Source organism: Desertivibrio insolitus (assembly GCF_017355965.1).
Lineage (GTDB): Bacteria > Actinomycetota > Actinomycetes > Actinomycetales > Microbacteriaceae > JAFIQW01.
On the sequence record NZ_JAFIQW010000004.1, the window covers coordinates 471795 to 498614 of the forward strand.

Sequence of the window (26820 nt, forward strand, 5' to 3'; positions counted from 1 at the left end):
GGGCTTCCCACGACCGTGAGAAGACTGCGCGAGTCCGCATCCTCGCGCCGTGATCACTCCTCGCCGCACCACGAGTCCGCCTGACACCCAGGCATGCGGGGTACGGATGGAGGATGCAGACGTTCCTGCCGTACGCCGACTTCGTCGACAGCGCCGCCTCCCTCGATGCGCCGCGCCTCGGCAAGCAGCGCGTCGAGACCCTGCAGCTGCTGCGCGCCATCGTCATCCCCAGCTACGGCTGGCAGAACCACCCCGTCTCGCACATGTGGCGCGGGTACGTTCCGGCGCTCACGCGGTACGGGCTCGACATGACGGATGCCTGGGTCGAGCTCGGCCACGGCGACACCGTGCGCCCGCAGATCCTCGAATTCGCGCCCTGGGTCGACGGCGTGCCCATGGACGACATCCCGCTGCCGTCCTGGTTCGGCATGGAGGAGCTGCACGTCAGCCACCAGTCGAACCTCATCCGCAAGGACCCCGAGTACTACGGGCCGAAGTTCCCCGGCGTGCCCGACGACCTGCCCTACCTCTGGCCGGGCCCCGACCCGCACATCGTGCTGCCCGATCCGGAACAGGACCTCACCTGGGTCATCCGCACCCGCGACCAGGCCGAGTTCGACGAGTGGATGCGGGAGGGCATCGTGCGCCTGGGCGAGGTGTCGCCTCTCGGCCGCCGCTCGAAGCAGTGGGTCGAGCAGCTCACGCAGTTCGGCGAGTCGATCGACGTCGGCGACACCGTCGCGGTGCTGCACCCCGACGGCTCGCGCCTCTCGATCGCCTTCGTCGTCGGCTCCCCGGTGCCGCACGAGAACGAGCGCGGCGAGCCGGGCCTCGCCCGCCGCATCACCCCCGACTCAGAGCTCGACCGAGGTCGCGCCCGGCGACCGGAGCTGCTGCAGAACCCTCGGAGCCTCTTCCTCGCGCCGCTGTGACGCCCGACGGGCGGCGGAGCCCAGCGACACCGGATGGAGATCGGGGCCGGCGTGCCCGCGAGCGCTGCGCGCAGTGCAGCAATAGGTCCGGCGCAGGCGCGGCTCTACGCTGGTGCCGTGACCGCAAGCGCCTCGACGACAGCGCAGACGGACGCGCCCCGCACCTGGTCGTGGAAGCTCGCGCCCGCGATCCTCGTGTCGCTGTCGGGGCTCGTCGGCTTCGCGTTCGAGCAGCGGCTCGTGGCCCTCGCGCTGCTGCTGGCCGGGCTCGCCGTGGCATCCGTCGTCGACCGCCGCCTGCTGCGCGACCTCTCGCTCATCGCGATCGGCCTCGTGCTGATGGGCCTCGTGCCGATCACGACGGACATCAGCTTCGAGCACATGGCCGTGATGGGCGCCGCGATGATCGGCGCGATCGCGATCCCGTACTCCCTGTCGCGCTGGGTCTACCGCGACCGCACGGTCAGCTTCCCGCTCGTGCGCGGGCACGCCTGGTCGCGCGCCGAGAAGTGGTGGCTCGTCGCCGTCGTCGTGCTCGGCTACCTGCTGCTGCCGGTGTACATGATCCCGACCGGGGTGTACGAGAACTGGCCGGCCGCGACCTCGCCCGACGAGATCTTCCGCCTGTTCCTCGGCACGAACGCCCTCGGCATCTGGGACGAGCTCTTCTTCATCTGCACGAGCTTCGTCGTCTTCCGCACCCACCTGCCGTTCTGGCAGGCGAACGTGCTCCAGGCGGTGCTCTTCACGTCGTTCCTGTGGGAACTCGGCTTCCACGCCTGGGGCCCGCTGCTGATCTTCCCGTTCGCACTCGTGCAGGGCTGGATCTTCACCAAGACGAAGTCGCTCACCTACGTGATCGTCGTGCACCTCACGTTCGACTTCGTGCTCTTCCTCGTGCTGCTGCACGCGCACACCCGCGACTGGTTCCCGATCTTCCTGTACTGACTCCTCCCGCAGGAGCGGGGCGACCGGCGGATGCCTCGGGCTCAGCCCTTCCCACCGCTGAGCGCGAGCACGACGCCGAGCAGGATCATCATGACCCCGCCGGCCACGGCGAGGTGGGCGAGCCGCCGCGGCGACCCCGAGAACCACTCTCGCGCCGTGCCCGCTGCCAGCGCCCACACGGTGTCGCAGGCGCACGCCAGCACGACGAACACGGCACCCAGCACGAGCATCTGCGCCGCCGGGGCCGCCGCGGCCGGATCGACGAACTGCGGCAGCACCGCGACGAAGAACGCGATCGTTTTCGGGTTGGTGACCCCCACGACGAAGCCCTCGGCGAGCAGCCGCGACGACGTCCGTGGGGGCGGTTCCACGTCACCGCGGACGGCGTCGTCGCGGTGCCGGATCGCCCGGATGCCGAGCCAGACCAGGTACGCGGCGCCGACGAGCCGGATGACGGTGAGCGCGACCTCCGACGACGCGACGAGCGCTCCGACACCCACGGCGACGAGCGCGGCGAGTGGCAGCATCCCGGCCGCGTTGCCGAGCACGCTCAGCACCCCGCCCGTCCGCCCGAGCGAGATGCTCCGCCCGATCACGAACAGCACGCTCGGCCCCGGCACGACGATGATCACGAGCGACGCGAGGGTGAACGCGAGCAACGAGTCGAGCGGCGGCACCACCACAGGCTAGGACCAGGGGCATCCGCCTCCGACCCGGCCCGTTGCCCACGCCCGCGGACAGGCGGAGGATGCCGTCATGGAGATCACCCGACAGACCGTCGTCTTCGACACCGCCGACCTCGCCGCCGAGAGCGGCTTCTGGTCGAAGCTGCTCGGCGGCACCGTCGACGCCGACGACGACTGGCACACCGTGCTCGTCGACGGCGAGCCGCGCGTCGCGTTCCAGCTCGCGCCGAACCACGTCAAGCCCGAGTGGCCCGACGGGCAGCCCCAGCAGGTGCACCTCGACCTCTACGTGACCGACATCCGCTCGGCCCACGAGGAGGCGGTCGCGGCGGGCGCGACTCTACTCAAACCCGCAGACGACCTCGACGCCGAGGAGGGCTTCCAGGTCTACGCGGACCCGTCGGGGCATCCGTTCTGCCTGTGCTGGTGACCGCACCGCGCCCGTGACCGCCGGGCCGGTGATGCGTCGCGGTGGCGAGCCCGCTTCGCCGCTGTCCTGGCGGCACGATGACGTCGGGCGTCGCCGCCGGGCGAGCGAGCTCAGCGGAAGTCGCGGCTGACCGTGTGCGGCACGAGCGGCAGCACCGCCAGGTGGTCGGCGACGACGTTCGTCACGCCCTCGTCACTCCGCTCGAGCGTGCCGCGCACGACCATCGCGGGCGCCTCGCGCGCCACCCGGCGGTAGCGGTCCCACACGCCGACGCTCACGATCACGTTGACGAGGCCGGTCTCGTCCTCGAGGTTCAGGAACGTGATGCCGCTCGCGGTGGCCGGCCGCTGCCGGTGCGTGACGACCCCCGCGACCTGGATGCGCCGCCCCGGCTCCGCCACCCGCAGCGCCGCGGCCGTCTGCACGCCCCGCCCGTCGAGCTCGGCACGCACGTGCCGCAGCGGATGGTCGTCGGTCGACACGCCGGTCGCCCAGATGTCCGAGACGAGGTTGTCGAGGTCCGTCGGCATCGCGAACAGGGGCATCGGCACCGATGCCACGGTGCCGGCGAGGAACTCCGCCCGGTCCTGCGCCGCGGTGCCCGCGTTCCACAGCGCCTCGCGGCGCCCGAGCTCGAGCGACGAGAACGCGTCCGCGGCGGCGAGGGCCTCGAGCTGCACCGTGGTCAGGCCGCACCGCCGCACGAGGTCGCTCATGTCGCGGAAGTCGCCGTTCGCCTCGCGCTCGGCCACGATCGCCTCGGCCTGCTTCTTGGTGATGCCCTTCACCTCGCTGAGCCCGAGCCGCACCGCGACGTTCCCGTCGCGCCGGTGCAGGTCGTCCTCGACGGGGGCGTCGCGGTCGAAGGGTCCGATGGGCGGCTGGGTGAAGTCGAGGCACGAGGCGCGGCCGGTCGCCTCGACGGTCGCGCGGCCGGGGGCGAAGAACGGCCGCCCCGAGTCATCCGTCCGCACCCGGGTTGGGTCGTCGGGGTCGACGGCCTCGAGGCTCGCGTCGGCCATCGAGCGCAGGATGTCGGGACGCAGCACGGTCACGCCGTGCCGCCGGGCATCGGCGATGAGCGTGGCCGGGGAGTAGAAGCCCATCGGTTGCGCGCGCAGCAGCGCGGCGAGGAACGCCGCGGGGTAGTGCAGCCGGATCCACGAGCTGGCGTAGACGAGCAGCCCGAACGACAGCGAGTGGCTCTCGGCGAAGCCGAAGTTAGCGAACGCCTGGATCTTGCCGTAGATGTCGTCGGCGACGTCGCCCGTGATGCCGTTCGAGGCCATGCCCTCGTAGAGCTTCTGCTTGAGCGACTCGATGCGCTCGATGCCGCGCTTCGACCCCATGGCGCGGCGCAGCAGGTCGGCGTCCTCGCCGGTGCATCCGCCGACCGCCATCGCGACCTGCATGAGCTGCTCCTGGAACACCGGCACCCCGAGCGTGCGCTCGAGCGGTTCCACGAGCTTCGGATGCAGGTAGGTGACGGGCTCGTCGCCGAGCTTGCGCCGCACGAACGGGTGCACCGCGCCGCCCTGGATGGGTCCGGGCCGCACGAGCGCGATCTCGACCACGAGGTCGTAGAACTTGCGGGGCTGCAGGCGCGGGAGCAGCCCCATCTGGGCTCGGCTCTCGACCTGGAACACGCCCACCGAGTCGGCGCGGCACAGCTGGTCGTAGACGCCCTGCTCCTCGCGCGGGATCGTCTCGAGCGCCCACTTCTCGCCGAGCGCCCCCTCGATGAGGTCGAACGCGTACTGGATCGCGGCGAGCATGCCGAGCCCGAGCAGGTCGAACTTGACGAGCCCCATCCAGGCGCAGTCGTCCTTGTCCCACTGCACGACGGTGCGCTTCTCCATGCGGGCGTGCTCGATCGGCACGACCTCGCCGACGGGCCGGTCGGTGAGCACCATGCCGCCGGAGTGGATGCCGAGGTGCCGCGGGAAGCGCAGCACCTGGTGAGCGAGGGAGACGACGAGCGGCGGGATGTCGTGGTCGGACGCGGTCGAGACGTCGCTGCCCCAGCGCTCGACCTGCTTCGACCACGCGTCCTGCTGGCCCGTGCCGTAGCCGAGCGCCTTCGCCATGTCGCGCACCGCGAACTTCGGCCGGTACGTGATGACATTGGCGACCTGCGCGGCCCGGTCGCGCCCGTAGTGCTCGAAGACGTGCTGGATGACCTCCTCGCGCCGGTCGGAGTCGAAGTCGACGTCGATGTCGGGCTCCTCGTCGCGCATGCTCGAGAGGAACCGCTCGAAGGGCAGGTTGTAGAAGATCGAGTCGACCGCCGTGATGCCGAGCAGGTAGCAGACGGCGCTGTTGGCGGCCGAGCCGCGTCCCTGGCAGAGGATGCCGCGGCTCTTCGCGAACTGCACGATCTCGTGGACGATGAGGAAGTACCCGGGGAAGTCCTTCTCCTCGATGACGGCGAGCTCCCGCTCGATGCGGCGCCGGTTCTCCTCGCTGAGGCCGGGGTACTTCGTCGGCACGGCGTCCCAGACGAGCTTGCGCAGCCACGACATGGGCGTGTGCCCCTCCGGCACGGTCTGCTTGGGCAGACCCGGCTTCGCCCGCCGCAGCTGGAAGCCGAGGTCGGATGCCAGGGCGACGGTGTTCTCGATCGCGCCCGGGTACCGGGCGAAGCGCGCCGCCATCTCGGTGCCCGAGCGCAGGTGCGCGGCGCTCGAAGAGGGCAGCCAGCCGTCGAGCTCGTCGAGGCTGCGTCGCGCCCGCACGGCCGAGAGGGCGGAGGCCAGGGGGAACCGCGAGGGCTGGGCGTAGTGCACGTTGCCGGTCGCGACCATCGGCAGCCCGCGGCGCAGCGCGAGCCGGGCGAGGGCGTCGTTGACCGCGCCGTCGGTCGGGTTGCCGTGGTCGAACAGCTCGACGACGACGTTGCCCTCGCCGAAGAGGTCGACGAGGTGCTCGAGCTCCCGCTCCGCGGCATCCGGACCCCGCTCGGCGAGAGCCCGGCGCACGCGGCCCTTGCGGCAGCCGGTGAGCACGACCCAGTGCCCGTCGGCGGTGTCGGCGAGGGTCTGGAGGTCGTAGACCGGCCGGCCCTTCTCGTCGCCCCGCAGCTGACCGTGCGTGATCGCCGACGCGAGCCGGTGATAGCCCTCCTCGCGCCGGGCGAGGACGAGCAGGTGGTCGCCCTCCGGGTCGGCCGCGCCGTTCTGCGGTGCAGAGAGCCCGAGCGAGAGCTCGGCCCCGAACACTGTCGTGATCGGGTACTTCTCGGCCGCCTCCGCCATCCGGGCGATGCCGTAGAGGCCGTCGTGGTCGGTGATCGCGAGGCCCGTGAGACCGAGGGCGACGGCCTCCTCGAGCAGCTCCTCGGGGCGCGACGCGCCGTCGAGGAAGCTGAAGTTGGAGTGCGCGTGCAGCTCGGCGTACGGCACCGTCGCACGCGGCTCGGGCGGGGCGAGCTCGGCGGGCGGCTCGTACGCGTCGCGCTTCGGCGACCAGGCGGGGCTGTCGCCGCCGTCGCCCGGGGGCTTCGACCCGGGGCGGCGCACGTCGGAGAGGATGCGCTCGAGCTCCGACCACTTGATAGGCGGGTTGGTCCAGGCCATGTCAGCGGCACCCCGTCTCGCGAAGGACGGGCGAGATGAGCCGTGTGGACGGCAGGAACCGGGTGGCGGGTGGTGCGGTCATCAGTCGTACCTCGCCTCGGCCACCCAGCGGCCGTCCTCGAGCACGAGCAGCCAGGCGGTGCCCTCGGAGTCGACGACCTGGAAGCGGTCGGCCGCGCGGGCGGCATCCGCGTCCCACCAGCGCTCCGTCACGCGCCACGGCCCCGCCCACGAGACGACGTCGAGCACGTGCTCGGGGGCGGCCGCCGGGGCGAACCGCGTCGGCGGACCTGACACCTGCCCGCGCTCGTCGACGGTGACCTCGTCGCCGGTCGGGGCGTACACGTGCACCGGCCGGGGCACCTCGAACACTGTCGTCGGCGGGGGAGTAGGCAGCGAGCCCGGCCACGGCTGGGTCGCGTCGCGGGTAGGCACCGGCCGGTCGCCCCAGGGCACGAGCCGCGAGCGGTCGGCGAGGGTGCGGCCGCCGGTCAGCTCGATCGTGACGACGCCGTCGTGGCCGAGCATGCTCTGCACGCGCGATAGGCCGTGGTGGATGCGCTCGTCGGGGGCTGTACCCCACAGCCCCTGCTCGTGGTGGGCGATCTCGTCGACGGCGTCCGGCACGATGCGCACCCGGATGACGGGGGAGCGCAGCCCCTCGCCCGAGCCCGACCCGCCCTGCAGCTGCCAGCGGATGCGGTCGACGACGTCGGCGGCGGTGAAGCTGCGCGGGTGCAGCCACACCCGGTCGGAGAACTCGCCGTTCTCGGTGTCGATCTCGAGCCGGATCGCGGTGGCGACGAGCCCCGCGGCGGTGAGCCCGTCGAGGAAGCGGTCGGCGGCGGTGCGCGAGCCGAACGCGATCTGGTCGATGCGGTCGAGCCCCTGGTCGAACTGGGCGACGCTGTCGAGCTCGCGGGGCGGCGTGCGCGAGAGCACGCGGCGGGAGTCGAGCCCACCCGCGAGGGCGTGCAGCAGGGCGCCGTGCTCGCCGAAACGGCCCTCGACGTCGCCGGGAGCGAGCGCGGCGAACTCGCCGAGCGTGCGGATGCCGAGGCGCCGCAGCAGCACGACGAGGTGCGGGTCGTCGAGGATGCCGACGGGCAGCGGCGCGAGGAACTCGGCCGAGCCGCCGCCGGGCACGACGCGGACGAGGTCGTGCCCGGTCGAGCGCGCGGCCTGCTCGGCGGTGAACGGTCCGTCGGCGATGCCCATGCGGGCGAGCACGTCGAGGTCGGCGAGGGCGTCGAGCAGGGTCAGCGCGGCCGCCTTCTCGCCGCCGTAGAAGCGGGCGGGTCCGCGCGAGCGGATCGCCGCCATGCCGGGCCGGAGCACCTGGACGCCCGGGGTCAGACTCTCGAGCCGCTCGAGCACGGGCTCGAACGCGCGATTGTCGAGACCGGGGTCGTAGTCGGCGACGACGAGGCCGGGGCAGCGGGACTGCGCCTCGCGGATCTTCAGCCCCCGCGAGATCCCGTCCCGTCGAGCGGCGGGGGAGCAGGCGAACACCTCGCCCTTCGACACGAGGGCGATGGGGTCGTCGTGCTCGTCGAGCCGGCGGCCGTGTTCGCGGGCGAACTCCTCGGAACGCGCGAGCGCGACCGTCGGCCAGTCGGGGCACCAGACGACGATCGTGCGGGTCGGCGACTGCGGCTCGAGCCGCACGCCCGGCGACGTCGTGGTCTGCGAGGAGTGCGCCGTCGCGATGCGGGCGCGGGCGACCTTCGACTCCGAGCCCCTGCCCGCGAGCGGCGAGGCGACCTTCCGCGTGCGCGGCATCAGCCGGCCCTCCGGTCGGTCGGTGGCACGGTCGCGCGGTCGGTCGACGGCACGGTCGCGCGGTCGGTCGGCGGCACGGTCGCGGGCGTCGTGCGGCCCAGCTTCTGCGCCGCCTCCTGCGCGGCCGCGAAGGCCCGCAGCGCGCGCTCCTGCTTCGCGTCGAAGCCTCGGCGCTGCTTGTGGCGGTCGGTCGCGGCGGGGGTGGCGGCCCCCGTGCCGGCCCGCTCGGCGGCGGCGCGGGCCTCGCGCTGCTCCGCCGCCCGTCGCATCCGCTCCTCCTCGGCGCGCTCGGTCTCGGGGCGCCGCTCGATCGCGAGCAGCCGGTCGTCGACCGGATCACCGACGCCGCGGTACCGGATGCCGCGCCGCCCGGTCTCGTGTGCCGGTCCGCCCTCGTCACGGCGCCCCTCGTCGTGGTGCCGGTCGTCGCGGTGCCGCTCGCCGCGGTGCCGGTCGTCGTGGGTCGCGCCCGGCTCGGCCGCGGCACCGCGGTCGCGCTCGGTCTCGAGGTGCATCCACTCGATCGGCTCGCCCCGCTCCGTCACGGGGTCGAGGAGGCTCACGGGGTCGAGGAGGCGGAGCGGCTTCGCGCCGCCGTCGCGCTCGTGATCGGGGCGCGGCGGCAGCGGCCGCGGCTCGAAGGGGTGCGTGGGTTCGAACGGCAGCTCGGCGGGGTCGAGCTCGCCCGCGGCATCCGTCGCCCGCTCGAGTCGCGCGAGCTCGGTGGCGGCGTCGAAGGGCGCGACGATCTCGAGGGACTCCGCCGGGTCGACCGTGCGGATGCGCGCGTCGGCGTCGGGCAGCCACAGCCGGGCGGACCGGGGCCGGCCGGCCGCGTTCTTGGCGAGGGCAGTGACGGTGACCTGGCGGGCGGCGAGGTTGCCGTGGCCGAGGCCGAGCCCGCCCCACGCGCTCGAACTCACCGACAGGCGCGCGTCGCTGTGCGGCCAGGCGCCCTGCACGATCAGCACGGCGCCGCGCTCGCGGAGCCGGGCCTCGAGACGGTTGAGCACGCCGGGGGAGACGCGGCCCGCGGCGCGCACCACGACGACCGTCACGACGTCGGCGACCGCCGCGGTGACCGTGAGCCAGTGGTCGCCGGGGTGCGGCACGAGCACGAGCCGGTCGAGGTCGATGCCGAAGCGGGCGGCCGCCTCGGCGCCGAAGTCGGGCAGGCCGACGACCGCGACCCAGGATCCCGCGGCGGAGGGCCCGGCGAGCATGGCCATGAGCAGCGCAGTCGAACCCTCGACGGTGTAGGTCGCCCCTTCGCGCAGGCCGCCCGGCAACACCTGGGTGAGGGCAGGCAGCGTCGGCAGCGCCTTGGAGTCGAGCTTCGTCGCCTGCATCGAGCGGATGCGGCTCTGCAGCTCGGCCACGCGGTCGGCGGTGCCGAGGGACTCGAGCCGGTCGGCGGCATCCGATGCCCGACGCGGCGGCGTAGGCTGCGGGGCCAGGGCGGCGGTGCCCTGCACGGGGAAGTCGTCGAACTCGTCGCCCGGCCCGTCGAACCCGCCCGAGAACACGAGCTCGTCGAAGTCCGCGCGAGCGCGGAGGGTCGACGAGGTGGCGGGCATGCCCTCATGTTCGAACATATGTTCGAGTGTGTCAATCGCCGCCGACATCGCTACGGCGTGTCGTGATTCAACCTTCACCTGAGGTCAAAAGCGCTGATCAGCGGTGGCGAGTAGACCGTATCCGTGACCACCGTCGACGTCGCCCGGGCCATGATTACCGCCTACCGCGAGCAGGATGCGCAGCGGGCGAGCGACCTGCTCGACGAGTCGTTCGTCTTCACCTCGCCGCAGGACGACCACATCGACAAGGCGACGTTCATGGAGCGCTGCTTCCCGACGGCGTCGCGCTTCGTGCGGCAGGAGCTGCTCGCCGCCGAGGAGACCGCGGCGGGGGTGGTCCTGTTCTACGAGTACGAGCTCGAGTCGGGCGAGTGCCACCGCAACGTCGAGGTACTCACGGTGCGCGACGGTCGCATCGTGGAGACGCAGGTGTTCTTCGGCGGTCGGTACTGACTCAGCCCGCGAGCACCCGCGTCTCGCCGGGCAGCGGCTTCTCCCACCAGTGGTGGTGGCGCCGGTACACGTCCGGCTCCCGGTCGGCGAGGAACCGGGTGAGCGCCCGCGCCTCCGCGGCGAGCGCCTGCCACACCTCGTCCGGCAGCGGCTCGAACGCCGTCGCCTCGATCCGCCCCTCGGTCGCGCGCCAGACGCCGGCGACGTGGCCGTCCACCAGGAGCGTCGGCAGCACGTCCCCGTTCACCCGGGTCACCAGCTTCCGGTGTCGCGCCGGGATCAGGCGAGACCGGTCGGAGTAGGCGAGCAGGATCTCCTCCCACATGCCGAGCAGGCGGGGCGGCGCGGGTGTGTCCGCGTCGGGCCGGATCCCCCCGGGCACGTCGAAGAGTTCCACGCCGTCGGGCCCGGTGAAGCGGTCGAGCTCCCCGGCGAGCGCGGCGAGGGCCGTGCGGGCGCGGGCCCGAGGCACGAGCGCGAACTGGGCGAGATCGGCGGCGGACGCCGGGCCGAACCCCTCGAGGTAGCGACGCGCGAGCACGACGAGGTCGGCGTCGCTGCGCTCCGGGTCGCGCCGGTAGCCGGGCGCGGCGGCGACGAACACGTTCCGCTGCCCGAAGCACCAGACCGCATCCGGCTGCGGGGCATGAGCGAACGGCCCGTACGTGCGCAGCGCCCACCACAGCCGCGGGCTCGCATCCCTCACGTGCTCGGTGAGCCACGCCTCCATCTCGGCGGACGTCCGAGGCTCCGCGGCGTGGGCGAGGAGCGCCGGCAGCGCGGCGTCGGCGTCGGCCGCCGTGAGCCCGGTCGAGGTGAAGCGCTCGTCGTGGAGCCTCGACCCGCGCAGCGAGGGCTGCATCGCACTGTGGAAGGTCGCGTGATCGTCCCGGTGAACCGTGTGCAGGGTGATCCGCACGGAGATCGAGCGGACCACCGTGCCGTCGCGGTAGGCCTCGTCGAGGGCGGCGGCCTCGAAGCCGTCGACGCGGTTCCACAGGGCGAGGTACGGCGAGGCCGGATGCTGCGCCTGCAGCGCGACCAGGCGACGCACTGCCTCACCAACGCCGAGGGCTTCCCGACGTAGGAGCAACTGTCTCGCGAGCGTCGCGCGGTTGAGCTGCCCCGGCGTGAGTTCGCTCACCTCGGCACGTCGGCCGGCATCGTCCCCGAGTGCCGCCCGTGCCCCGAGCGTCCCCTGCCGGCGAGCAGCGAGACCGACGCCCCGACCGCGAGCACCGACAGGAACGACCCGATCGCGAGCACCGAGCCGAAGGACCCGAGCGACAGCACCGAGCCGAACGAGCCGACGGACCCGATCGACAGGGCGGACCCCGCGGAGCCCACCGAGAGCACCGAGCCGTAGGAGCCGACGGAGAGCACCGAGTGGCGCGATCCGATCGAGAGGAACGAGCCGCGCGACCCGCGCGAGCGCTTCGAGGCCATGCGGCCACTCTCGCACCGGCTCGTCGCCCGGGCCAGACCCTTGAGCGCGGGCCTGGCTGGGTACATCCGGGATATGGCGAAGACGAGCGAACCGGGCGCCGAGGCCTGGGTGCCCGAGACGAGCGAGATCGAGGTGCTCGCGCACGCGGCGAACGGATGCCGCGGCTGCGAGCTCTACCGCGACTCGACCCAGGCGGTGTTCTCGGCCGGGCCGAGCGACGCGCGACTGATGCTCGTGGGGGAGCAGCCGGGCGACCGTGAGGACATCGAGGGCAAGCCGTTCGTGGGACCGGCGGGCAAGCTGCTCGCCGAGGCGCTCGACGCGGCCGGCATCCCGCACGATCAGGCGTACGTGACCAACGCCGTGAAGCACTTCCGGTTCGAGGAGCGCGGCAAGCGGCGCATCCACAAGAACCCGGGCGTCACCCACATCAACGCCTGCCACCCGTGGCTCGAGGCCGAGCTCGCGATCGTGAAGCCGGAGGTCGTCGTGGCCCTGGGCGGCACGGCCGGGAGGGCGGTGCTCGGCCGCACCGTGAAGGTCACGACCGAGCGCGGACACGCCCTCGAGGGCGGACCGGACGGGGCGACGGTGTTCCTCACGACGCATCCGTCGGCCGTGCTGCGCCTGCGCGGCGAGCCGGAGTTCGACGAGGCGTTCGACGGACTGGTGCGAGACCTCGCGCGGGCGGTCGCAGCCCTCACCTGAGGCGCGAGGGCATCGGCGTCAACTCAGAAGATGACGCGCCACGCGGCTCGCGCTAGTCGTCGCCGCCGTCTCCCAGCGCCATGAGTCGCGCGACGTCCTTCACGTCGGGCTCGAACCCGGCCTCGGGGTCGATCATCAGCCGCTCGGTCAGCAGGGCGTGCCGGCGCACCCCCTCGGCGCGGTCCCTCTTCGCGCGTTCGAGCACGGGCGTGGCGGCGTCGCCGAGGGCGAGGAGTGCCCGGCTCAGGCTGAGCTGCAGGCGATGATCGCCGCGGGCGAGCTGGGTCGCGAGGATCTCGGCGAGCCGTCCGCGCTCCGCCTCCGGCGCCAGCACGACGCCGGCCCGCCATGCGGTACGCGCGACCTCGTCGTGAGGCGAGGTCAGCAGCTCCGGCGTGATCGCGTGCCAGGCGGCGGGGTCACCGATCTTCGACAGGGTGTGCAGCGCCTGGCTCTGCACCTGCGGCACGTCGGATGCCAGGCGCGCGATCAGCCGCGGCACGGTCGCCGTGGCCGGCAGGCGGGTCAGCGCCCACGTGAGCATGTCGCGCACGAAGAAGTCCGGCTCGACGCCGGAACGCTCGATGAGAGTGTCGGCGAACGAGTCGTCGGCCCGGGTCCCGAGCGCGAGGGCGGCCCGCAGCCGCACGGACGAGTCGGGATGCTCGAGCGCGAGCCACGTGCGCGGGTCGAACGATGCCGTCATGGGATACCTCCTGCCGCAGGCAACGAGGGTGACACCGTGACCTGGTCGAGCGCCAGAAGATGACGACCTCACGCGGCGATGAGGCGGCGGTAGGAAGCCCACGAGAACACAGCGCCCAAAAAGAAGAAAGGCCCCGCTTCCGCGGGGCCACAGCGCTCTCAAAGAAGAAAGGCCCCGCTTTCGCGGGGCCACAGCGCCCTCAAAGAAGAAAGGCCCCGCTTTCGCGGGGCCTTTCGCACTGTCTCAACACAGTGTGTCCGAGGGGGGACTTGAACCCCCACGCCCTATACGGGCACTAGCACCTCAAGCTAGCGCGTCTGCCATTTCCGCCACCCGGACAGGTGACCCGAGACCCAGAGGATCTCCGGTGGAATAACCCCGTTCGCCGGGGCCGAGGTAAGACATTAGCACGTCCTGAGAGGGTGCTCGCGCACCTCCGGCGGCGCGCGTCGTCCGGGCATCCGAAGTCGCTCGCGAGTGGGATCCGGGCGTCGTCGGCGCCGACTACCGTGGAAGCCATGACCGACGAGCTGGACCTCGACGAAACCGCCCGCATCGCCCGCGACCTCATCCGGTTCGACACGACGAACTACGGCGAGGGCCGCTCGAACGGCGAGGCTGACGCCGCGGAGTACGTGGAGGCCCACCTCTCGCAGCTGGGGCTCGAGCCGCAGTTGTTCGAGTCCGACCCGGGGCGCGTCAGCGTCGTCGCCCGCATCGAAGGCGCCAACCGCGACAAGCCCGCGCTCGTGGTGCACGGCCACACCGACGTCGTGCCCGCCGATCCCGCGAACTGGAGTGTCGACCCGTTCGGCGGCGTCATCAAGGACGGCATGCTCTGGGGCCGCGGCGCGGTCGACATGAAGAACATGGACGCGATGATGCTCGCCTCGGTCGGCGACATCCTCCGAGCCGGCAAGCAGCCGGAGCGCGACATCGTGCTCGGCTTCTTCGCCGACGAGGAGGCCGGCGGCATCTACGGCGCCGGCTGGCTCGTCAAGCAGCACCCCGAGCTCTTCGAGGGCGCGACGGAGGCGATCAGCGAGGTCGGCGGCTACTCGATCACCGTCGGCGGCACGCGCTCCTACCTGCTGCAGACGGGGGAGAAGTCCCTCGTCTGGATCCGCCTCGTCGCGACCGGCGTCGCCGCCCACGGCAGCCGCCTCATCCGCAACAACGCCGTGACGAAGCTCGCCGAGGCGGTCGCCGCGATCGGGCGCGAGGACTGGCCGATCCGCCTCACCGACACGACGACGGAACTGCTGCAGGAGCTCGGCCGGCTGACGGGGCTCGACCCGCAGCAGGTCGCCCCCGACGAGATCGTGCTCGCCTCCGGCACCGCGGCCGGCTTCATCCAGGCCACGCTGCGCACCACGACGAACCCCACTCTGCTCAAGGCGGGGTACAAGCACAACGTGATCCCCGACCGGGCCGAGGCCCTCGTCGACATCCGCACGCTGCCGGGCGAGGAGGACCAGGTGCTCGCCCGAGTGAAGGAGCTCGTCGGCCCGGAGATCGAGGTGCAGATCGTGCACCGCGACATCGGGCTCGAGAACCCGTTCGACGGCGTGCTCGTCGACCACATGGTCTCGCTGCTCAACCGGCACGACCCCGGCGCGCCGGTGCTGCCGTACCTGCTCTCGGGCGGCACCGACAACAAGTCGCTCGCACAGCTCGGCATCACCGGATACGGCTTCGCACCGCTCAAGCTCGGCGACGACCTCGACTTCCCGGCGATGTTCCACGGCGTCGACGAGCGTGTACCGCTCGATTCGCTCGTGTTCGGCCGTAAGGTGCTCACCGACCTGCTGCTCGAGTACTGAGTCCAGCTTCTTCCCGGCGGCGCCGCCGACCGCGGCATCCGCCTGCCCTCTTCCCCCTTCAAGGAGTCACGTGAGCTTCGTCGAGGCGATCATCCTCGGTCTCGTCCAGGGACTGACCGAGTTCCTCCCCATCTCCTCGAGCGCGCACCTGCGCATCGTCGGCGAGTTCCTGCCGAGCGCGACGGACCCGGGCGCGACCTTCACCGCCATCACGCAGCTCGGCACCGAGCTCGCGGTGCTCATCTACTTCTGGGGCGACATCAAGCGCATCATCGTGAAGTGGGTGGCGGCCCTCGGCGGCCGCGTGCCGAAGAACGACCCCGACGTGCGGATGGGCTGGCTCATCATCATCGGCTCGGTGCCGATCGTCGTCGCCGGATACCTCGCGCAGGAGTACATCCGCAGCGTCTTCCGCTCCCTGTGGCTCGTAGCGATCGTGCTGATCGTCTTCGGCATCCTGCTCGGGCTCGCCGACCTCTTCGGTCGCCGCACCCGCGAGCTGAAGGACCTCACCTATCCGCACGGCCTGTACTACGGGCTCGCGCAGATGCTCGCGCTCATCCCGGGCGTCTCGCGCAGCGGCGCGACCACCACGATGGGTCTCGCGCTGGGCTACACGCGGCCCGCGGCCGCGCGCTACGCGTTCCTCCTCGCCATCCCCGCCGTGTTCGGCAGCGGCCTCTACGAGCTCGTGCAGGGCATCGGCGAGCCGAGCGTCTACGGCCCGCTCGAGACGCTCGTCGCGACGGTCGTCGCCTTCGGCGTCGGCCTCGCCGTGATCGCGTTCCTCATGAACTACATCTCGAAGCGCAGCTTCCTGCCGTTCGTGATCTACCGGCTCGTGCTCGGCGGGGCGCTGCTCGTGCTGCTCGGCGCGGGCGTGCTCCAGCCCCTGTAGCGGGCGCGGACTAGGCTCTCCTGGTGCGTTCCTGGCCCCGACCGTCCGTCCCCCCGGTCGCCGTCGGCGAGAAGCGGATGCCGCGGCTGCACGACACCGCGAGCGGCGCGCTCCGCGATGCGGCGCCCGCCGGTGACACCGCGACCCTCTACGTCTGCGGCATCACCCCGTACGACGCGACCCACCTCGGCCACGCGAACACGTACCTCGCGTTCGACACCCTGCACCGGCTGTGGCTCGACGCGGGCCTCGCGGTGCGGTACACGCAGAACACGACCGACGTCGACGACCCGCTGCTCGAGCGCGCCGCCGCGACGGGCGTCGACTGGCGCGAGCTCGCCGCTGAGCAGACCGAGCTGTTCCGCGAGGACATGGCCGCCCTCCGCATCGTGCCGCCGACCGACTTCGTCGCCGTGACGGACGTCGTGGGCGACGTCGCCTCGGCCGTCGCCCGCCTCGTCGAGGACGGCACGGGATACCGCGTCGAGGACGACGTCTACTTCGACGTGAAGGCCGCGAGCAACGGCACCTGGAGTCTCGGCGACGTGTCGGGTCTCGGGCACGACGAGATGCTCGCGCTGTCGGCCGAGCGCGGGGGAGACCCCGACCGCCCCGGCAAGCGCGACGGCGTCGACCCGCTGCTCTGGCGTGCCCACCGCGACGGCGAGCCCTCCTGGGACGGCCCCGTCGGCCCCGGCCGCCCCGGCTGGCACATCGAGTGCAGCGTCATCGCGGCGTCCACGCTCCGGCTGCCGATCACCGTCAAGGGCGGCGGCAACGACCTCGTCTTCCCTCACCACGAGCTGAGCGCCGGCCACACCGCCGCGCTCGAGGGCACGAGCCTCGCGTCGCTCTACGCGCACGCCGGCATGGTCGGCTACCGCGGCGAGAAGATGTCGAAGTCGCTCGGCAACCTCGTGTTCGTGTCGAAGCTCCGAGGGCAGGGCGTCGACCCGCGCGGCATCCGGCTCGCGCTCCTCGCGCACCACTACCGCGAGGACTGGGAGTACACCGACGCCGACCTCGAGCGGGCGCTCGCCCGTGTCGAGCGCTGGTCGGCCTGGGCCGGACGGGGGACGGGTGACCCGGGCAGCGCGCTCGTGGACGAGCTGCGCGCCGCCCTCGCGGCGGACCTCGACACGCCCGCCGCCGTGGCCGCGGTCGACGCGCGGGTGGACTCGGGGCAGCCGCCGACCGCGACGGACCTCGCCGCGATCGACGCGCTGCTCGGGATCGACCTGGCGTAGAGCGCAGCCCCACTCGGCGGTCGAGTAGCGACGGGCACCAAGACCTGACGCGTCGGTCGCAATACGCCGCTCCGCGGCTACTCGAGCGCCGGGTGGTCAACCACTCGGCCGCGGGAGTGCCCGGGAGGCTAGTCGCGCGGGCCGCGCCAGGGCTCGTCGCCGCCGCGGCCGTTGCGTCGGTCCTGACGGCGGAGGTAGCGCTCGAACTCCTGCGCGATCGCCTCGCCGCTCGCCTCGGGCGCGTCGACCGTGTCGCGCGCCTGCTCGAGCTGCTCGATGTAGGCGGCCATCTCCTCGTCCTCGCCGGCGAGCTGGTCCACACCGGCCTCCCACGCGCTCGCCTCCTCGGCGAGCTGAGCGCGCGGCACGTCGATGCCGAGCATGTCCTCGAGCTTGTCGAGCAGCGCGAGCGTCGCCTTGGGGGAGGGCGCGTTGTGCACGTAGTGCGGCACCGACGCCCAGATCGACATCGTCTGGATGCCCGCCTCCTGCGCCGCGACGGAGAGGGCGCTCAGGATGCCGACCGGTCCCTCGTACAGGCTCCGCTCGAGACCGAGCTCCTCGCGCACCGCGTCGTCGTCGCTCGAGGCGAACACCGAGATCGGCCGCGTGTGCGGCACGTCGGCGAGCATCGAGCCGAGGAAGACGATGCCCGTGATGTCGAGCTCGCGCACGTGGCCGAGGATCTCGGCGCTGAACGCGCGCCAGCTGCGCGAGGGCTCGGTGCCGAGCAGCAGGTGGAAGCGGGAGTCGTCGCCGGAGTTCGGGGCGGTGGGGCCGTACAGCGTGACGCCGGGCCAGATCAGGATGCGGCGCCCCTCGTCATCCGTCGTCGTGACGGGGCGGCTGAACTGGAAGTCGAAGTAGTCCTCGGGGTCGACCTCCGCCACGGGGTACACGTCGAGGTGGTCCTTGAGCGCCCGCACGGCGTTCGACGCGGCCTCGCCTGCGTCGTTCCAGCCTTCGAACGCGACGACGAGCAGCCGTCCGTCCGCGAACCGCTTCTCGGGCACGGGGTACCTCGCCTCTTCGTCCATCCGTCTCAACAATAGACTTGCTGGTCGTGAACGCTCCGACTCCCGCCGCCGTGCTCTTCGACATGGACGGCACCCTCATCGATTCGGAGCCGTACTGGATCGAGGAGGAGACCGCCCTCGTCCACGCCTTCGGCGGCACCTGGTCCCACGAGGACGCCCTCAGCCTCGTCGGCAACGGCCTCTGGGACTCCGCCGCGGTGCTGCAGTCGCGCGGCGTCGACCTCACCGCCGACGAGATCGTCGAGCGGCTCGTGAACGGCGTGCTCGGCCGCATCCGCGACGAGGTGCCGTGGTTGCCCGGCGCGCAGGAGCTGCTGCGCAGCGTGCGCGACGCGGGCGTGCCGACCGCCCTCGTGACGATGTCGACCCGCGACCTCGCCGAGGTCGTGGCGGATGCCATCCCGTTCCCCGCCTTCGACACGCTCGTCACCGGCGACGACGTGCCTCAGCCGAAGCCCCACCCGGCGCCCTACCTGACCGCGGCCGAGCGCCTCGGCGTCGACATCGAGCGCTGCATCGCGATCGAGGACTCCGTGCCGGGAGTCACCTCGGCCGTGGCATCCGGCGCCCTCACCATCGGCGTGCCGCTGCACTCGACGCTCGACGAGGACGCCGGCCACGTGCGGTGGAACGGGCTCGCCGGCCGCACGATCGACGACCTCGCCGAGCTGATCTCGGCACGCACGACGGGAGCCCTGCGATGACCGAACGCCGCCAGAGAGGCGAGTTTCGCGCCGGCGACCGCGTGCAGCTCACCGGGCCGAAGGCCCGTCTGCACACGATCACCCTGACGCCGGGCGAGGTGTTCCACACCCACCGCGGCGGTCTCGAGCACGACAGGATCATCGGACTCCCCGACGGCAGCGTCGTTGCCGCGTCGAACGGGGTGGAGTACCTGGCGCTGCGCCCGCTGCTCAACGACTTCGTCATGTCGATGCCGCGCGGCGCCGCGATCGTCTACCCGAAGGACGCCGCGCAGATCGTCGCGTTCGCGGACATCTTCCCGGGCGCCCGCGTCGTGGAGGCGGGCGTCGGCTCCGGCGCCCTCTCGCTCTGGCTGCTGCGCGCGATCGGACCCGAGGGCACCCTCCTCAGCTTCGAGCGCCGGCAGGAGTTCGCGGACATCGCGACGGGCAACGTCGACTCGTTCCACGGCGAGCACCCCGCCAACTGGACCGTCACCGTCGGCGATCTCGTCGAGGAACTGCCCGCCGCCGTCGAGCCCGCGAGCGTCGACCGCGTCGTGCTCGACATGCTCGCGCCCTGGGAGTGCGTCGACGTCGTCGCCGACGCCCTCGCGCCCGGCGGGCTCGTCGTCTGCTACGTCGCGACCGTCACGCAGCTGAGCCGCGTCGCCGAGGCGCTGCGCGCCCACGGAGGGTTCACCGACCCCGAGCCCTTCGAGACGATGGTGCGCGGCTGGCACGTCGAGGGTCTCGCCGTGCGCCCCGACCACCGGATGATCGGGCACACCGGCTTCCTCATCACCGCACGCCGCCTCGCCCCCGACACGGTGCTGCCGCAGCTCAAGCGCCGCCCGTCGAAGACGGAGTTCAGCGAGGAGGACGTCGAGGCGTGGACCCCGTCGGCCCTCGGTGAGCGCGTCGCCAACGACAAGAAGCTGCGCAAGACCGCCCGCGCCGCCTCCGCCGCCGCCGAGCGCGCGCGGGTCGACGAGGACTGATCCAGCCCACCACTAAGCTTGTCGCCGTTCGCTCCGCCGACGGGAGAAAGAGGATCCGTGCGCATTCCCACCGCGCTTCTCATCACGGGTGGCCTCGTGGCCTCGCTCACGGCGTGCTCCACGACCGTTCAGCCCGGTGCCGCCGAGTGCCAGCCGAGCGCCGTCGCCGGTCCCGCGTCGACGCTCGTCGAGGCATCCGGTGAGGTCGGCAGCGAACCCCGCGTCGACTTCCCGACCCCGATCGAGACCGACGAGACGCAGCTCTCGGTGCTCACCGCGGGCGACGGCGACGTCGTGCGCGCGGGCCAGCCGGTGGAGCTGGAGTACACGATTCTCAACGGCGAGACCGGCGAGATCTACGAGCAGACCGCCTACAGCGGCGGCGCCCTCGTGACCGTCGGCGAGTCCGCAATCCCCACCCTGACCGAGAGCCTCGAGTGCGTCCGCACGGGCTCGCGCGTCGCGATCACGACCTCCGGGGCGCAGATCCTCGAGGAGAACCCGCAGGTCGGCTTCGACCCGGATGCCTCGGTCGTGTTCGTCGTCGACGTGCTGAAGAGCTACCTCGGCCGCGCCGACGGCACGGATCAGCTGCCGCAGTCGGACATGCCCTCCGTCGTCCTCGGTGTCGACGGCACCCCGGGCGTGACGATCCCGAGCGGCGTCGAGAAGCCGACGGAGGCACGCACCGCCGTGCTGAAGCGCGGCAGCGGCGAGACGCTCGCCGAGAACGACGTCGCGGTGCTGCACTACTCGGCGATCAGCTGGGACGACGAGGAGACCCTCGCCTCGACCTGGAACCAGGGCCAGGCCGCCCTCGAGTCGCTCGCGCAGCCGCAGGCGCTGCCCACCCCCGTCGTCGACGCGCTCGTCGGCCAGCCGGTCGGCTCGCAGGTGCTCGTCGTCGTGCCGAGCGAGCAGACGGAGGACACGCTGATCATCGTCGTCGACATCCTCGGCATCCAGTCCTCCGGCGAGTAGGCCGCACGCGGCCCGTAGGATTCGACTCGTGGCGGTTGCGCAGCAGAGGGTGCCCGTCGAGGAGCGCCTGTTCAGCCTCGTGCTCGCGCTGCTCGCGACCGAGATCGGGCTGACCAAGAGCGAGATCCTCTCGACGGTGCAGGGGTACCGGCAGCGGTACGTCGCCGAGGGCGACAACGCGAACCTCGAGCGCCAGTTCGAGCGCGACAAGGACGACCTGCGCGAGCTCGGCGTGCCGATCGAGACGCTCGACAGCCCGGGGCAGGCCGGCAACAACCAGCAGCTGCGCTACCGCATCCCGCGCGGCTCATACGAGCTGCCGCTCGACGTGCGCTTCACCCCCGAGGAGACGACGCTCCTCAACCTGGCCGGTCGCGTCTGGCGCGAAGGGTCGCTCTCGACCGAGTCCCGGCGCGCGCTGCTCAAGCTGCGCTCCCTCGGCGTCGACCCCGACGAGCCGCTGCTCGGCTACGCGCCCCGGGTCCGGGTGCGCGACGCGGCCTTCGAGCCCGCCGCGACCGCGATCGAACGCCGCCAGATCATCAGCTTCCCGTACCTCAAGCCGGGGGAGCGGCAGGCGCAGCTGCGGCTCGTGAAGCCCCTCGCGCTCATCGCGCACGAGGGGCGCTGGCACCTCTTCGCGGAGCAGGTCGAGGGCGGCGAGACCCGCACCTTCCTGCTGCGCCGCATCGTCGGCCCGATCAAGGCGACCGGCAAGACGTTCGTGCCGCCGCCCGGCGACCAGAGTCAGCGAGGGCTCGACGAGCTCGAGGAGATCTGGCGCAGCCGGGTCGCGGTCGTCGACGCGGATCCGGGCACGGATGCCGCGATGCGTCTCGCCAACCGCCGCGGCACCGTGCGCGACGACGGCCGGCTCACGGTGCACTACGCCGACCTCGCGATCCTCGCCGACGAACTGACCGGCTACGGGCCGGAGGTGCGGGTCGTCTCGCCGCCGGAGCTCGTGTCGGCCGTGCAGCAGCGGCTCGAGCGGATCGTCGCCGACCACGGGGGTGCGGATGCCTGAGAAGACCCCGCAGCCCGGAGCCCGCGACAAGCTCGCGTTCCTGCTCGCCCTCACCCCGTACCTGCTCGACCACGAGCACGTCACCGTGCGCGAGACCGCGCGGCACTTCGGCGTGCCCGAATCGCAGGTGCGCGAGGCGGTGCGGCTCATCGCCGTCTCCGGCGTGCCCGGGGAGACGAGCTTCTACCAGCACGAGGACCTGTTCGACATCGACTGGGACGCGTTCGAGGAGCACGACGAGATCGCCGTGACCAACCGCGTCGCGATCGACGAGGCGCCGAGGTTCTCCGGCAAGGAGGCCGCTGCGCTCATCGCGGGCCTCCAGTACCTCTCGTCGCTGCCCGAGATCGCCGACCGGGCGGCCGTCGGGTCGCTGCTCGCGAAGCTGCAGCGCGGCTCCTCCGCGCAGCCGAGCCCCGTCGCCGTGCAGTCGCAGGACCCGGATGCCACGCTCGCCCTGCTCCGCCGGGCCGCCGCCGAGGGACGCCGCGTCGAGTTCGACTACGTCGGCGGCCGCGGCCAGCTCGAGCACCGCTCCGTCGACCCGCTCCGCGTCGAATCCGCGGACGCGACCTGGTACCTGCGCGGCTGGGACCACTCGCGGGAGGCCGTGCGCACCTTCCGCCTCGACCGGATCGGCGAGGCGCGCCTGAGCGAGGAGGCGAGCACGCACCGGGCGGCGGAGGTCGCCCTGCCCGAGACGCTCTTCACGGCGACCGACGACGACCTCTTCGTCACGATCGACGTCGACCCGTCCGCGCTGCCGCTGCTCGCCGACTACCTGCCGGAGGGCACGACGACGGAGGGCGAGAACGGACGGCGCCGCGCGACGGTGCGCGTCTCCCACCACGCGGGGCTCAAGCGGCTCATCGCCTCGATGCCGGGTCTCGCCACCGTCGTGTCGCCTGCGGAGGCTCGCGACGCCGTCGCCGAGTGGGCCCGCGCCGGGCTCGACCGCTACCGCGAGGCGGGGGAGTAGTGCTGCCCGACGGGGTGTGGCCCGTCGTCTGGATCGGCCTGTCCGTCGCGCTCGTCGTGGTGCTCGCGCTCTGCACGTGGCGGGTGCTGCGCGCCGGCATCCGTCTGCTCCGCGCGCTCGGCGACCTCGTGCTCGTCACCGCGAAGCTCGACGCCGTGGATCCCTGGGCCTCGGTGGAGCGTCCCGCACCGGCGATCTCCACCCCGTTCGCCGAGCTGATCGGGCGCCGGAAGGCCGTCGCCGACCGGCGGAAACTGCGGAAGCGCCGGAGATTGGCCCGGGGTAGACTGCTGCTACGTCACGGCTCGACCCGAAGGATGTAACCGATGCCATTCGCGAATGCCTTCCAAGGCTGGCACCTCCTGATCATCCTGCTCGTCATCATCCTGATCTTCGGTGCGCCGAAGCTTCCGGGGCTTGCGAAGAGCCTCGGTCAGTCGATGAAGATCTTCCGCAACGAGGTCAAGGATCTCCGTAGCGACGACAAGAAGCCGACGACCGGCGGCACCGACTTGTCGACCGACCGCTCGACGACCTCCGCCGACGGAAGCACCGACGGGCAGTCGCCCCGCACGTCGGGCAGCGGCTCGACGCCCACCTCCTAGGCGCTCATGCCTGCCCGCAGCTGGCGGGGCGCCAATCCGGAGGGGCGCATGTCCCTCGGCCAACACCTCGTGGAGTTGCGCCGCCGACTCCTGATCAGCGCCCTCGCGATCATCGCCGGTCTCGTCGCCGGCTTCATCTTCGCCGACATCGTCATCGACGCCCTTCGCGGCCCCCTGACCGATGTCGCCGAGACATCCGGACGCAACGCCGGCATCACCTTCGGCGGCGTCACGACCGGCTTCGACCTCAAGATGCAGATCGCCGTCACGATCGGCATCGTCGTCGCGAGCCCCGTCTGGCTCTACCAGATCTGGGCGTTCGTCGTGCCCGGGCTCGTGCGCAAGGAGAAGCTCTACGCGTTCGGCTTCCTCGCCGCCGCGATCCCGCTGTTCCTCGCCGGCTGCTACGCGGGCTGGATCGTCTTCCCGCACATCGTCGAGCTCATGCTCGGCTTCGTCGGCCTCGAGGACAACATCCTGCTCACGGCGAAGGAGTACTACGACTTCGTCCTCAAGCTCATGCTCGCCGTCGGCGTCGCCTTCGTGCTGCCGGTCTTCCTCGTGCTGCTGAACTTCGCGGGCGTACTCTCCGCACAATCGATCATCAAGGGCTGGCGCATCGCGATCCTCGTGATCACGCTGTTCACGGCGACCGCGACTCCCGCGGCCGACATCGTCTCGATGTTCCTCCTCGCGATCCCCATGGTGATGCTCTACTTCGCCGCGTACGGCGTCGCCTACCTGCATGACCGTAGAGTCGAGAAGAAGTCGCAGGCACTGGACGCCGAACTCGCGGGGTGACATGACCGATCAACTGAGCCCGGCGGAGCGTTTCGCTGCCGCCCGCTCCCGCCGCAGCCTGCCCAGGCTCGAGTCGTTCCGGGAGGGTCTCGGCTTCGACCTCGACCCGTTCCAGCGCACGGCCTGCGCCGCGCTCGAGGAGGGGCGCAGCGTGCTCGTCGCGGCCCCGACCGGCGCGGGCAAGACGATCGTCGCGGAGTTCGCGGTCTTCCTCGCCATGGGTTCGACCCGCGACAAGGTCTTCTACACCGCGCCGATGAAGGCGCTGAGCAACCAGAAGTTCCAGGAGTTCGTCGCCGAGTACGGGCCCGACGAGGTCGGCCTGCTCACCGGCGACTCGAACATCAACTCGACCGCGCGCATCGTCGTCATGACGACCGAGGTGCTGCGGAACATGCTCTACGCGGACTCGCCGCTGCTGCGCGACCTCTCCTACGTCGTTATGGACGAGGTGCACTACCTCGCCGACCGGTTCCGCGGGGCCGTGTGGGAGGAGGTCATCATCCACCTCCCCGAGTCGGTGCGACTCGTCTCCCTCAGCGCGACGGTGTCGAACGCGGAGGAGTTCGGCGACTGGCTCCAGGCCGTGCGCGGCGACACCGACGTCGTCGTGTCCGAGGACCGGCCCGTGCCGCTGCAGCAGCACGTGCTCGTGCGCTCGAAGATGCTCGACCTCTTCGACTCGTCGGGGCTCGCGGGCGCCAACCGGGTGAACCCCGAGCTCGTCCGCCTCGCCGCCGCCGGTGGGCGGCCGGCCTCGAAGTCGCGGGGCTACCACACCGGGCGCTACCGGCAGCAGGTGGGCTGGCAGTCCGGGCGGCTCGACCGGCCCGAGGTCGTCGCCGAGCTGCAGAGCAAGAACCTGCTGCCCGCCATCTTCTTCGTCTTCTCCCGCGCGGGCTGCGACGCGGCCGTCAAGCAGGTGCTGCACGCGGGCGTCAAGCTCACCAACTCGGGGGAGCGTCGTGAGATCCGCGAGATCGTGGAGTACCGCTGCCGCACGCTGCGCGACGAGGACCTCGCCGTGCTCGGGTACTTCGAGTGGCTCGAGGGCCTCGAGCGGGGCGTCGCGGCGCACCATGCCGGCATGCTTCCCGCTTTCAAGGAGGTCGTCGAGGAGCTGTTCCAGCGCAAGCTCGTGAAGGTGGTCTTCGCGACCGAGACGCTCGCGCTCGGCATCAACATGCCGGCCCGCACGGTCGTGCTGGAGAAGCTCGAGAAGTTCAACGGCGAGGCCCGCGTGCCGATCACGCCGGGGGAGTACACCCAACTCACGGGTCGTGCCGGACGCCGCGGCATCGACGTCGAGGGCCACTCGGTCATCCAGTGGCAGGACGGGCTCGATCCGCAGGCGGTCGCGTCGCTCGCGTCGAGGCGCAGCTATCCGCTCAACTCGAGCTTCCGGCCGACCTACAACATGGCGGTCAACCTTATCGAGCAGTTCGGGCGCGAGCGCACCCGCGAGATCCTCGAGACTTCGTTCGCGCAGTTCCAGGCCGACCGCGCCGTCGTCGACCTCGCGCGCAAGGTGCGCGGCCAGGAGGAGTCGCTCGCGGGCTACGAGAAGGCCATGCAGTGCCACCTCGGCGACTTCCGCGAGTACTCCGAGCTGCGCCGCGAGCTCAGCGACCTCGAGAAGGAGAACGCCCAGCGCGCCCAGGCACAGGGCCGCGCGGAGCGCGACCGCCGTCAGCGCCGCATGCAGCAGCTGCGCCAGCGGATGAAGCAGCACCCCTGCCACGGCTGCAGCGACCGCGAGCAGCACGCGCGCTGGGCCGAGCGCTGGTGGCGCCTCAAGCGCGACAACGACCGGCTCCGCTCGCAGATCAACGGACGCACCGGGGCGGTCGCGAAGCGCTTCGACCGCGTGGCCGAGGTGCTGCTCGAGCTCGGCTACCTGCAGCGGTCCGACACCGGCGAGGTCGTCGTCGCGCCCGAGGGGCGTCTGCTCCGCCGCATCTACGGCGAGCGCGACCTCCTGGCCGCCGAGTCGCTCCGGCTCGGGCTCTGGAAGCAACTGGATGCCGCAGGGCTCGCCGCCATGGCCACCTGCCTCGTCTACGAGCCGCGCCGCGACGAGGGCGCACCGGGGGAGCAGCAGTTGCCTCGCGGTGCGTTCCGCGACGCATGGGATCAGACGACCGACCTCTGGGCGCAGCTCGACGACCTCGAGCGATCGCACAAACTGCCCGGGTCCGAGCCGCTCGCGGCCGGACTCGCCATCGCGATGTTCCGCTGGGCCAACGGCGCGAACCTCGACTCGGTGCTGCGCGACGCGGACCTCGCCGCGGGCGACTTCGTGCGCTGGGCCAAGCAGACGATCGACCTGCTCGACCAGCTCTCGATCGTCGCCGAGGACGAGGTGGGCCGCACCGCCCGCAAGGCGCTCGACGCCGTGCGGCGCGGCATCGTCGAATACAGCTCCGTCGCATAGCAGGGCGGTGACGTAAGACGACAGCGCCACCCCTGACGCCGGAGGCGGGAACCCGCCGAG

25 protein-coding genes and 1 tRNA gene are annotated in these 26820 nt (G+C 72.0%); 17 read left to right on the forward strand and 9 right to left on the reverse strand.

Annotation, left to right across the window (positions count from 1 at the left end):
• Positions 1-113: 113 nt before the first annotated feature.
• Both JUB10_RS11780 and JUB10_RS11785 read left to right on the forward strand, forming a co-directional pair.
• The gene (locus JUB10_RS11780) at positions 114-932 is read left to right on the forward strand and encodes an MSMEG_6728 family protein (RefSeq protein ID WP_207456912.1); all 819 of its coding nucleotides are present in this window, start codon (positions 114-116) and stop codon (positions 930-932) included.
• Between the two features lie 117 nt (positions 933-1049).
• Positions 1050-1880: a CPBP family glutamic-type intramembrane protease gene (locus JUB10_RS11785; RefSeq protein WP_207456914.1), complete on the forward strand. Its 831-nt coding sequence runs from the start codon at positions 1050-1052 to the stop codon at positions 1878-1880.
• Positions 1881-1921: 41 nt separating this feature from the next.
• Here JUB10_RS11785 and JUB10_RS11790 read toward each other — a convergent pair whose 3' ends face one another.
• Positions 1922-2557 (reverse strand): LysE family translocator, encoded by a 636-nt coding sequence (locus tag JUB10_RS11790; protein WP_207456916.1) that lies wholly within the window; start codon positions 2555-2557, stop codon positions 1922-1924.
• 79 nt (positions 2558-2636) lie between these two features.
• Here JUB10_RS11790 and JUB10_RS11795 point away from each other — a divergent pair, with 79 nt between their 5' ends.
• On the forward strand, positions 2637-2996 hold the full coding sequence (locus tag JUB10_RS11795) for a VOC family protein (RefSeq protein ID WP_207456918.1): 360 nt from the start codon (positions 2637-2639) through the stop codon (positions 2994-2996).
• A 110-nt stretch (positions 2997-3106) separates the two neighbouring features.
• On the opposite strand, the gene JUB10_RS11800 is transcribed toward JUB10_RS11795, so the two are convergent.
• The 3 genes from JUB10_RS11800 to JUB10_RS11810 all read right to left on the reverse strand — a co-directional run bounded on the left by JUB10_RS11800 (position 3107) and on the right by JUB10_RS11810 (position 9948).
• Entirely contained in the window at positions 3107-6571 is a 3465-nt protein-coding gene (locus JUB10_RS11800; RefSeq protein WP_207456920.1) for an error-prone DNA polymerase, read from the reverse strand.
• 81 nt (positions 6572-6652) lie between these two features.
• Positions 6653-8353, reverse strand: a complete 1701-nt coding sequence (locus JUB10_RS11805; protein WP_207456922.1) for a DNA polymerase Y family protein — start codon at positions 8351-8353, stop codon at positions 6653-6655.
• Positions 8353-9948: a hypothetical protein gene (locus tag JUB10_RS11810; RefSeq protein ID WP_207456924.1), complete on the reverse strand. Its 1596-nt coding sequence runs from the start codon at positions 9946-9948 to the stop codon at positions 8353-8355. The genes JUB10_RS11805 and JUB10_RS11810 overlap by 1 nt, the downstream gene beginning before the upstream one ends.
• Positions 9949-10053: 105 nt before the next feature.
• Between JUB10_RS11810 and JUB10_RS11815 the strand changes: the two genes are divergently transcribed.
• Positions 10054-10383, forward strand: coding sequence for a nuclear transport factor 2 family protein (locus JUB10_RS11815; RefSeq protein ID WP_307859207.1), 330 nt, complete (start codon positions 10054-10056; stop codon positions 10381-10383).
• 1 nt (position 10384) lies between these two features.
• Here the strand turns inward: JUB10_RS11815 and JUB10_RS11820 are convergent, their stop codons facing one another.
• Together JUB10_RS11820 and JUB10_RS11825 are read right to left on the reverse strand one after the other, a co-directional pair.
• Positions 10385-11527 carry a winged helix DNA-binding domain-containing protein gene (locus tag JUB10_RS11820; RefSeq protein ID WP_207456926.1) on the reverse strand — a complete coding sequence of 381 codons (1143 nt, stop codon included), beginning with the start codon at positions 11525-11527 and terminating at the stop codon, positions 10385-10387.
• Positions 11524-11829, reverse strand: a complete 306-nt coding sequence (locus JUB10_RS11825) for a hypothetical protein (RefSeq protein WP_207456928.1) — start codon at positions 11827-11829, stop codon at positions 11524-11526. Before JUB10_RS11825 ends, JUB10_RS11820 begins: the two co-directional genes overlap by 4 nt.
• A gap of 73 nt (positions 11830-11902) precedes the next feature.
• Here JUB10_RS11825 and JUB10_RS11830 point away from each other — a divergent pair, with 73 nt between their 5' ends.
• On the forward strand, positions 11903-12538 hold the full coding sequence (locus JUB10_RS11830) for a UdgX family uracil-DNA binding protein (protein ID WP_207456930.1): 636 nt from the start codon (positions 11903-11905) through the stop codon (positions 12536-12538).
• A 52-nt stretch (positions 12539-12590) separates the two neighbouring features.
• Here the strand turns inward: JUB10_RS11830 and JUB10_RS11835 are convergent, their stop codons facing one another.
• A complete protein-coding gene (locus tag JUB10_RS11835) occupies positions 12591-13244 on the reverse strand; it encodes a HEAT repeat domain-containing protein (RefSeq protein ID WP_207456932.1) in 654 nt (217 codons plus the stop codon).
• 254 nt (positions 13245-13498) lie between these two features.
• A tRNA-Leu gene (locus tag JUB10_RS11840) sits at positions 13499-13583 on the reverse strand.
• Positions 13584-13762: 179 nt separating this feature from the next.
• Between JUB10_RS11840 and JUB10_RS11845 the strand changes: the two genes are divergently transcribed.
• The 3 genes from JUB10_RS11845 to mshC all read left to right on the forward strand — a co-directional run bounded on the left by JUB10_RS11845 (position 13763) and on the right by mshC (position 17212).
• Positions 13763-15067 (forward strand): M20/M25/M40 family metallo-hydrolase, encoded by a 1305-nt coding sequence (locus JUB10_RS11845; protein ID WP_207456934.1) that lies wholly within the window; start codon positions 13763-13765, stop codon positions 15065-15067.
• Between the two features lie 70 nt (positions 15068-15137).
• Entirely contained in the window at positions 15138-15965 is an 828-nt protein-coding gene (locus tag JUB10_RS11850; protein ID WP_207456937.1) for an undecaprenyl-diphosphate phosphatase, read from the forward strand.
• Between the two features lie 23 nt (positions 15966-15988).
• Positions 15989-17212 carry a cysteine--1-D-myo-inosityl 2-amino-2-deoxy-alpha-D-glucopyranoside ligase gene (gene mshC / locus JUB10_RS11855; RefSeq protein ID WP_207456939.1) on the forward strand — a complete coding sequence of 408 codons (1224 nt, stop codon included), beginning with the start codon at positions 15989-15991 and terminating at the stop codon, positions 17210-17212.
• A gap of 128 nt (positions 17213-17340) precedes the next feature.
• Here mshC and JUB10_RS11860 read toward each other — a convergent pair whose 3' ends face one another.
• Positions 17341-18249, reverse strand: coding sequence for a proteasome assembly chaperone family protein (locus tag JUB10_RS11860; RefSeq protein WP_207456941.1), 909 nt, complete (start codon positions 18247-18249; stop codon positions 17341-17343).
• A 26-nt stretch (positions 18250-18275) separates the two neighbouring features.
• On the opposite strand from JUB10_RS11860, the gene JUB10_RS11865 reads away from it, so the two are divergent.
• Genes JUB10_RS11865 through JUB10_RS11905 form a run of 9 tightly spaced genes read left to right on the forward strand, consistent with a single transcriptional unit; the run spans position 18276 to position 26760 of the window.
• Positions 18276-18953 carry an HAD family hydrolase gene (locus JUB10_RS11865; RefSeq protein WP_207456943.1) on the forward strand — a complete coding sequence of 226 codons (678 nt, stop codon included), beginning with the start codon at positions 18276-18278 and terminating at the stop codon, positions 18951-18953.
• A complete protein-coding gene (locus JUB10_RS11870) occupies positions 18950-19933 on the forward strand; it encodes a tRNA (adenine-N1)-methyltransferase (RefSeq protein WP_207456945.1) in 984 nt (327 codons plus the stop codon). The genes JUB10_RS11865 and JUB10_RS11870 overlap by 4 nt, the downstream gene beginning before the upstream one ends.
• Before the next feature lie 57 nt (positions 19934-19990).
• Positions 19991-20914, forward strand: coding sequence for an FKBP-type peptidyl-prolyl cis-trans isomerase (locus tag JUB10_RS11875; protein ID WP_207456947.1), 924 nt, complete (start codon positions 19991-19993; stop codon positions 20912-20914).
• A gap of 28 nt (positions 20915-20942) precedes the next feature.
• On the forward strand, positions 20943-21941 hold the full coding sequence (locus tag JUB10_RS11880; protein ID WP_307859208.1) for a helix-turn-helix transcriptional regulator: 999 nt from the start codon (positions 20943-20945) through the stop codon (positions 21939-21941).
• Positions 21934-22920: a helix-turn-helix transcriptional regulator gene (locus JUB10_RS11885; protein ID WP_207456949.1), complete on the forward strand. Its 987-nt coding sequence runs from the start codon at positions 21934-21936 to the stop codon at positions 22918-22920. The genes JUB10_RS11880 and JUB10_RS11885 overlap by 8 nt, the downstream gene beginning before the upstream one ends.
• Complete coding sequence (locus JUB10_RS11890) at positions 22920-23243, forward strand: hypothetical protein (RefSeq protein ID WP_207456951.1); 324 nt, start codon at positions 22920-22922, stop codon at positions 23241-23243. The genes JUB10_RS11885 and JUB10_RS11890 overlap by 1 nt, the downstream gene beginning before the upstream one ends.
• Before the next feature lie 3 nt (positions 23244-23246).
• Complete coding sequence (gene tatA, locus JUB10_RS11895) at positions 23247-23525, forward strand: twin-arginine translocase TatA/TatE family subunit (protein WP_207456953.1); 279 nt, start codon at positions 23247-23249, stop codon at positions 23523-23525.
• 48 nt (positions 23526-23573) lie between these two features.
• Entirely contained in the window at positions 23574-24326 is a 753-nt protein-coding gene (gene tatC / locus JUB10_RS11900; protein WP_207456955.1) for a twin-arginine translocase subunit TatC, read from the forward strand.
• Position 24327: 1 nt separating this feature from the next.
• Complete coding sequence (locus JUB10_RS11905; RefSeq protein ID WP_207456957.1) at positions 24328-26760, forward strand: DEAD/DEAH box helicase; 2433 nt, start codon at positions 24328-24330, stop codon at positions 26758-26760.
• Positions 26761-26820 lie beyond the last annotated feature (60 nt).

Coding starts and splice junctions, on each gene's coding strand:
- JUB10_RS11870 (WP_207456945.1), top strand. CDS start 18,950: ATGACCGAACGCCGCCAGAGAGGCGAGTTTCGCGCCGGCGACCGCGTG.
- JUB10_RS11835 (WP_207456932.1), bottom strand. CDS start 13,244: ATGACGGCATCGTTCGACCCGCGCACGTGGCTCGCGCTCGAGCATCCC.
- JUB10_RS11780 (WP_207456912.1), top strand. CDS start 114: ATGCAGACGTTCCTGCCGTACGCCGACTTCGTCGACAGCGCCGCCTCC.
- JUB10_RS11845 (WP_207456934.1), top strand. CDS start 13,763: ATGACCGACGAGCTGGACCTCGACGAAACCGCCCGCATCGCCCGCGAC.
- JUB10_RS11860 (WP_207456941.1), bottom strand. CDS start 18,249: ATGGACGAAGAGGCGAGGTACCCCGTGCCCGAGAAGCGGTTCGCGGAC.
- JUB10_RS11825 (WP_207456928.1), bottom strand. CDS start 11,829: ATGGCCTCGAAGCGCTCGCGCGGGTCGCGCGGCTCGTTCCTCTCGATC.
- JUB10_RS11885 (WP_207456949.1), top strand. CDS start 21,934: ATGCCTGAGAAGACCCCGCAGCCCGGAGCCCGCGACAAGCTCGCGTTC.
- JUB10_RS11795 (WP_207456918.1), top strand. CDS start 2,637: ATGGAGATCACCCGACAGACCGTCGTCTTCGACACCGCCGACCTCGCC.
- JUB10_RS11905 (WP_207456957.1), top strand. CDS start 24,328: ATGACCGATCAACTGAGCCCGGCGGAGCGTTTCGCTGCCGCCCGCTCC.
- tatA (WP_207456953.1), top strand. CDS start 23,247: ATGCCATTCGCGAATGCCTTCCAAGGCTGGCACCTCCTGATCATCCTG.
- JUB10_RS11810 (WP_207456924.1), bottom strand. CDS start 9,948: ATGTTCGAACATGAGGGCATGCCCGCCACCTCGTCGACCCTCCGCGCT.
- JUB10_RS11800 (WP_207456920.1), bottom strand. CDS start 6,571: ATGGCCTGGACCAACCCGCCTATCAAGTGGTCGGAGCTCGAGCGCATC.
- JUB10_RS11805 (WP_207456922.1), bottom strand. CDS start 8,353: ATGCCGCGCACGCGGAAGGTCGCCTCGCCGCTCGCGGGCAGGGGCTCG.
- JUB10_RS11830 (WP_207456930.1), top strand. CDS start 11,903: ATGGCGAAGACGAGCGAACCGGGCGCCGAGGCCTGGGTGCCCGAGACG.
- tatC (WP_207456955.1), top strand. CDS start 23,574: ATGTCCCTCGGCCAACACCTCGTGGAGTTGCGCCGCCGACTCCTGATC.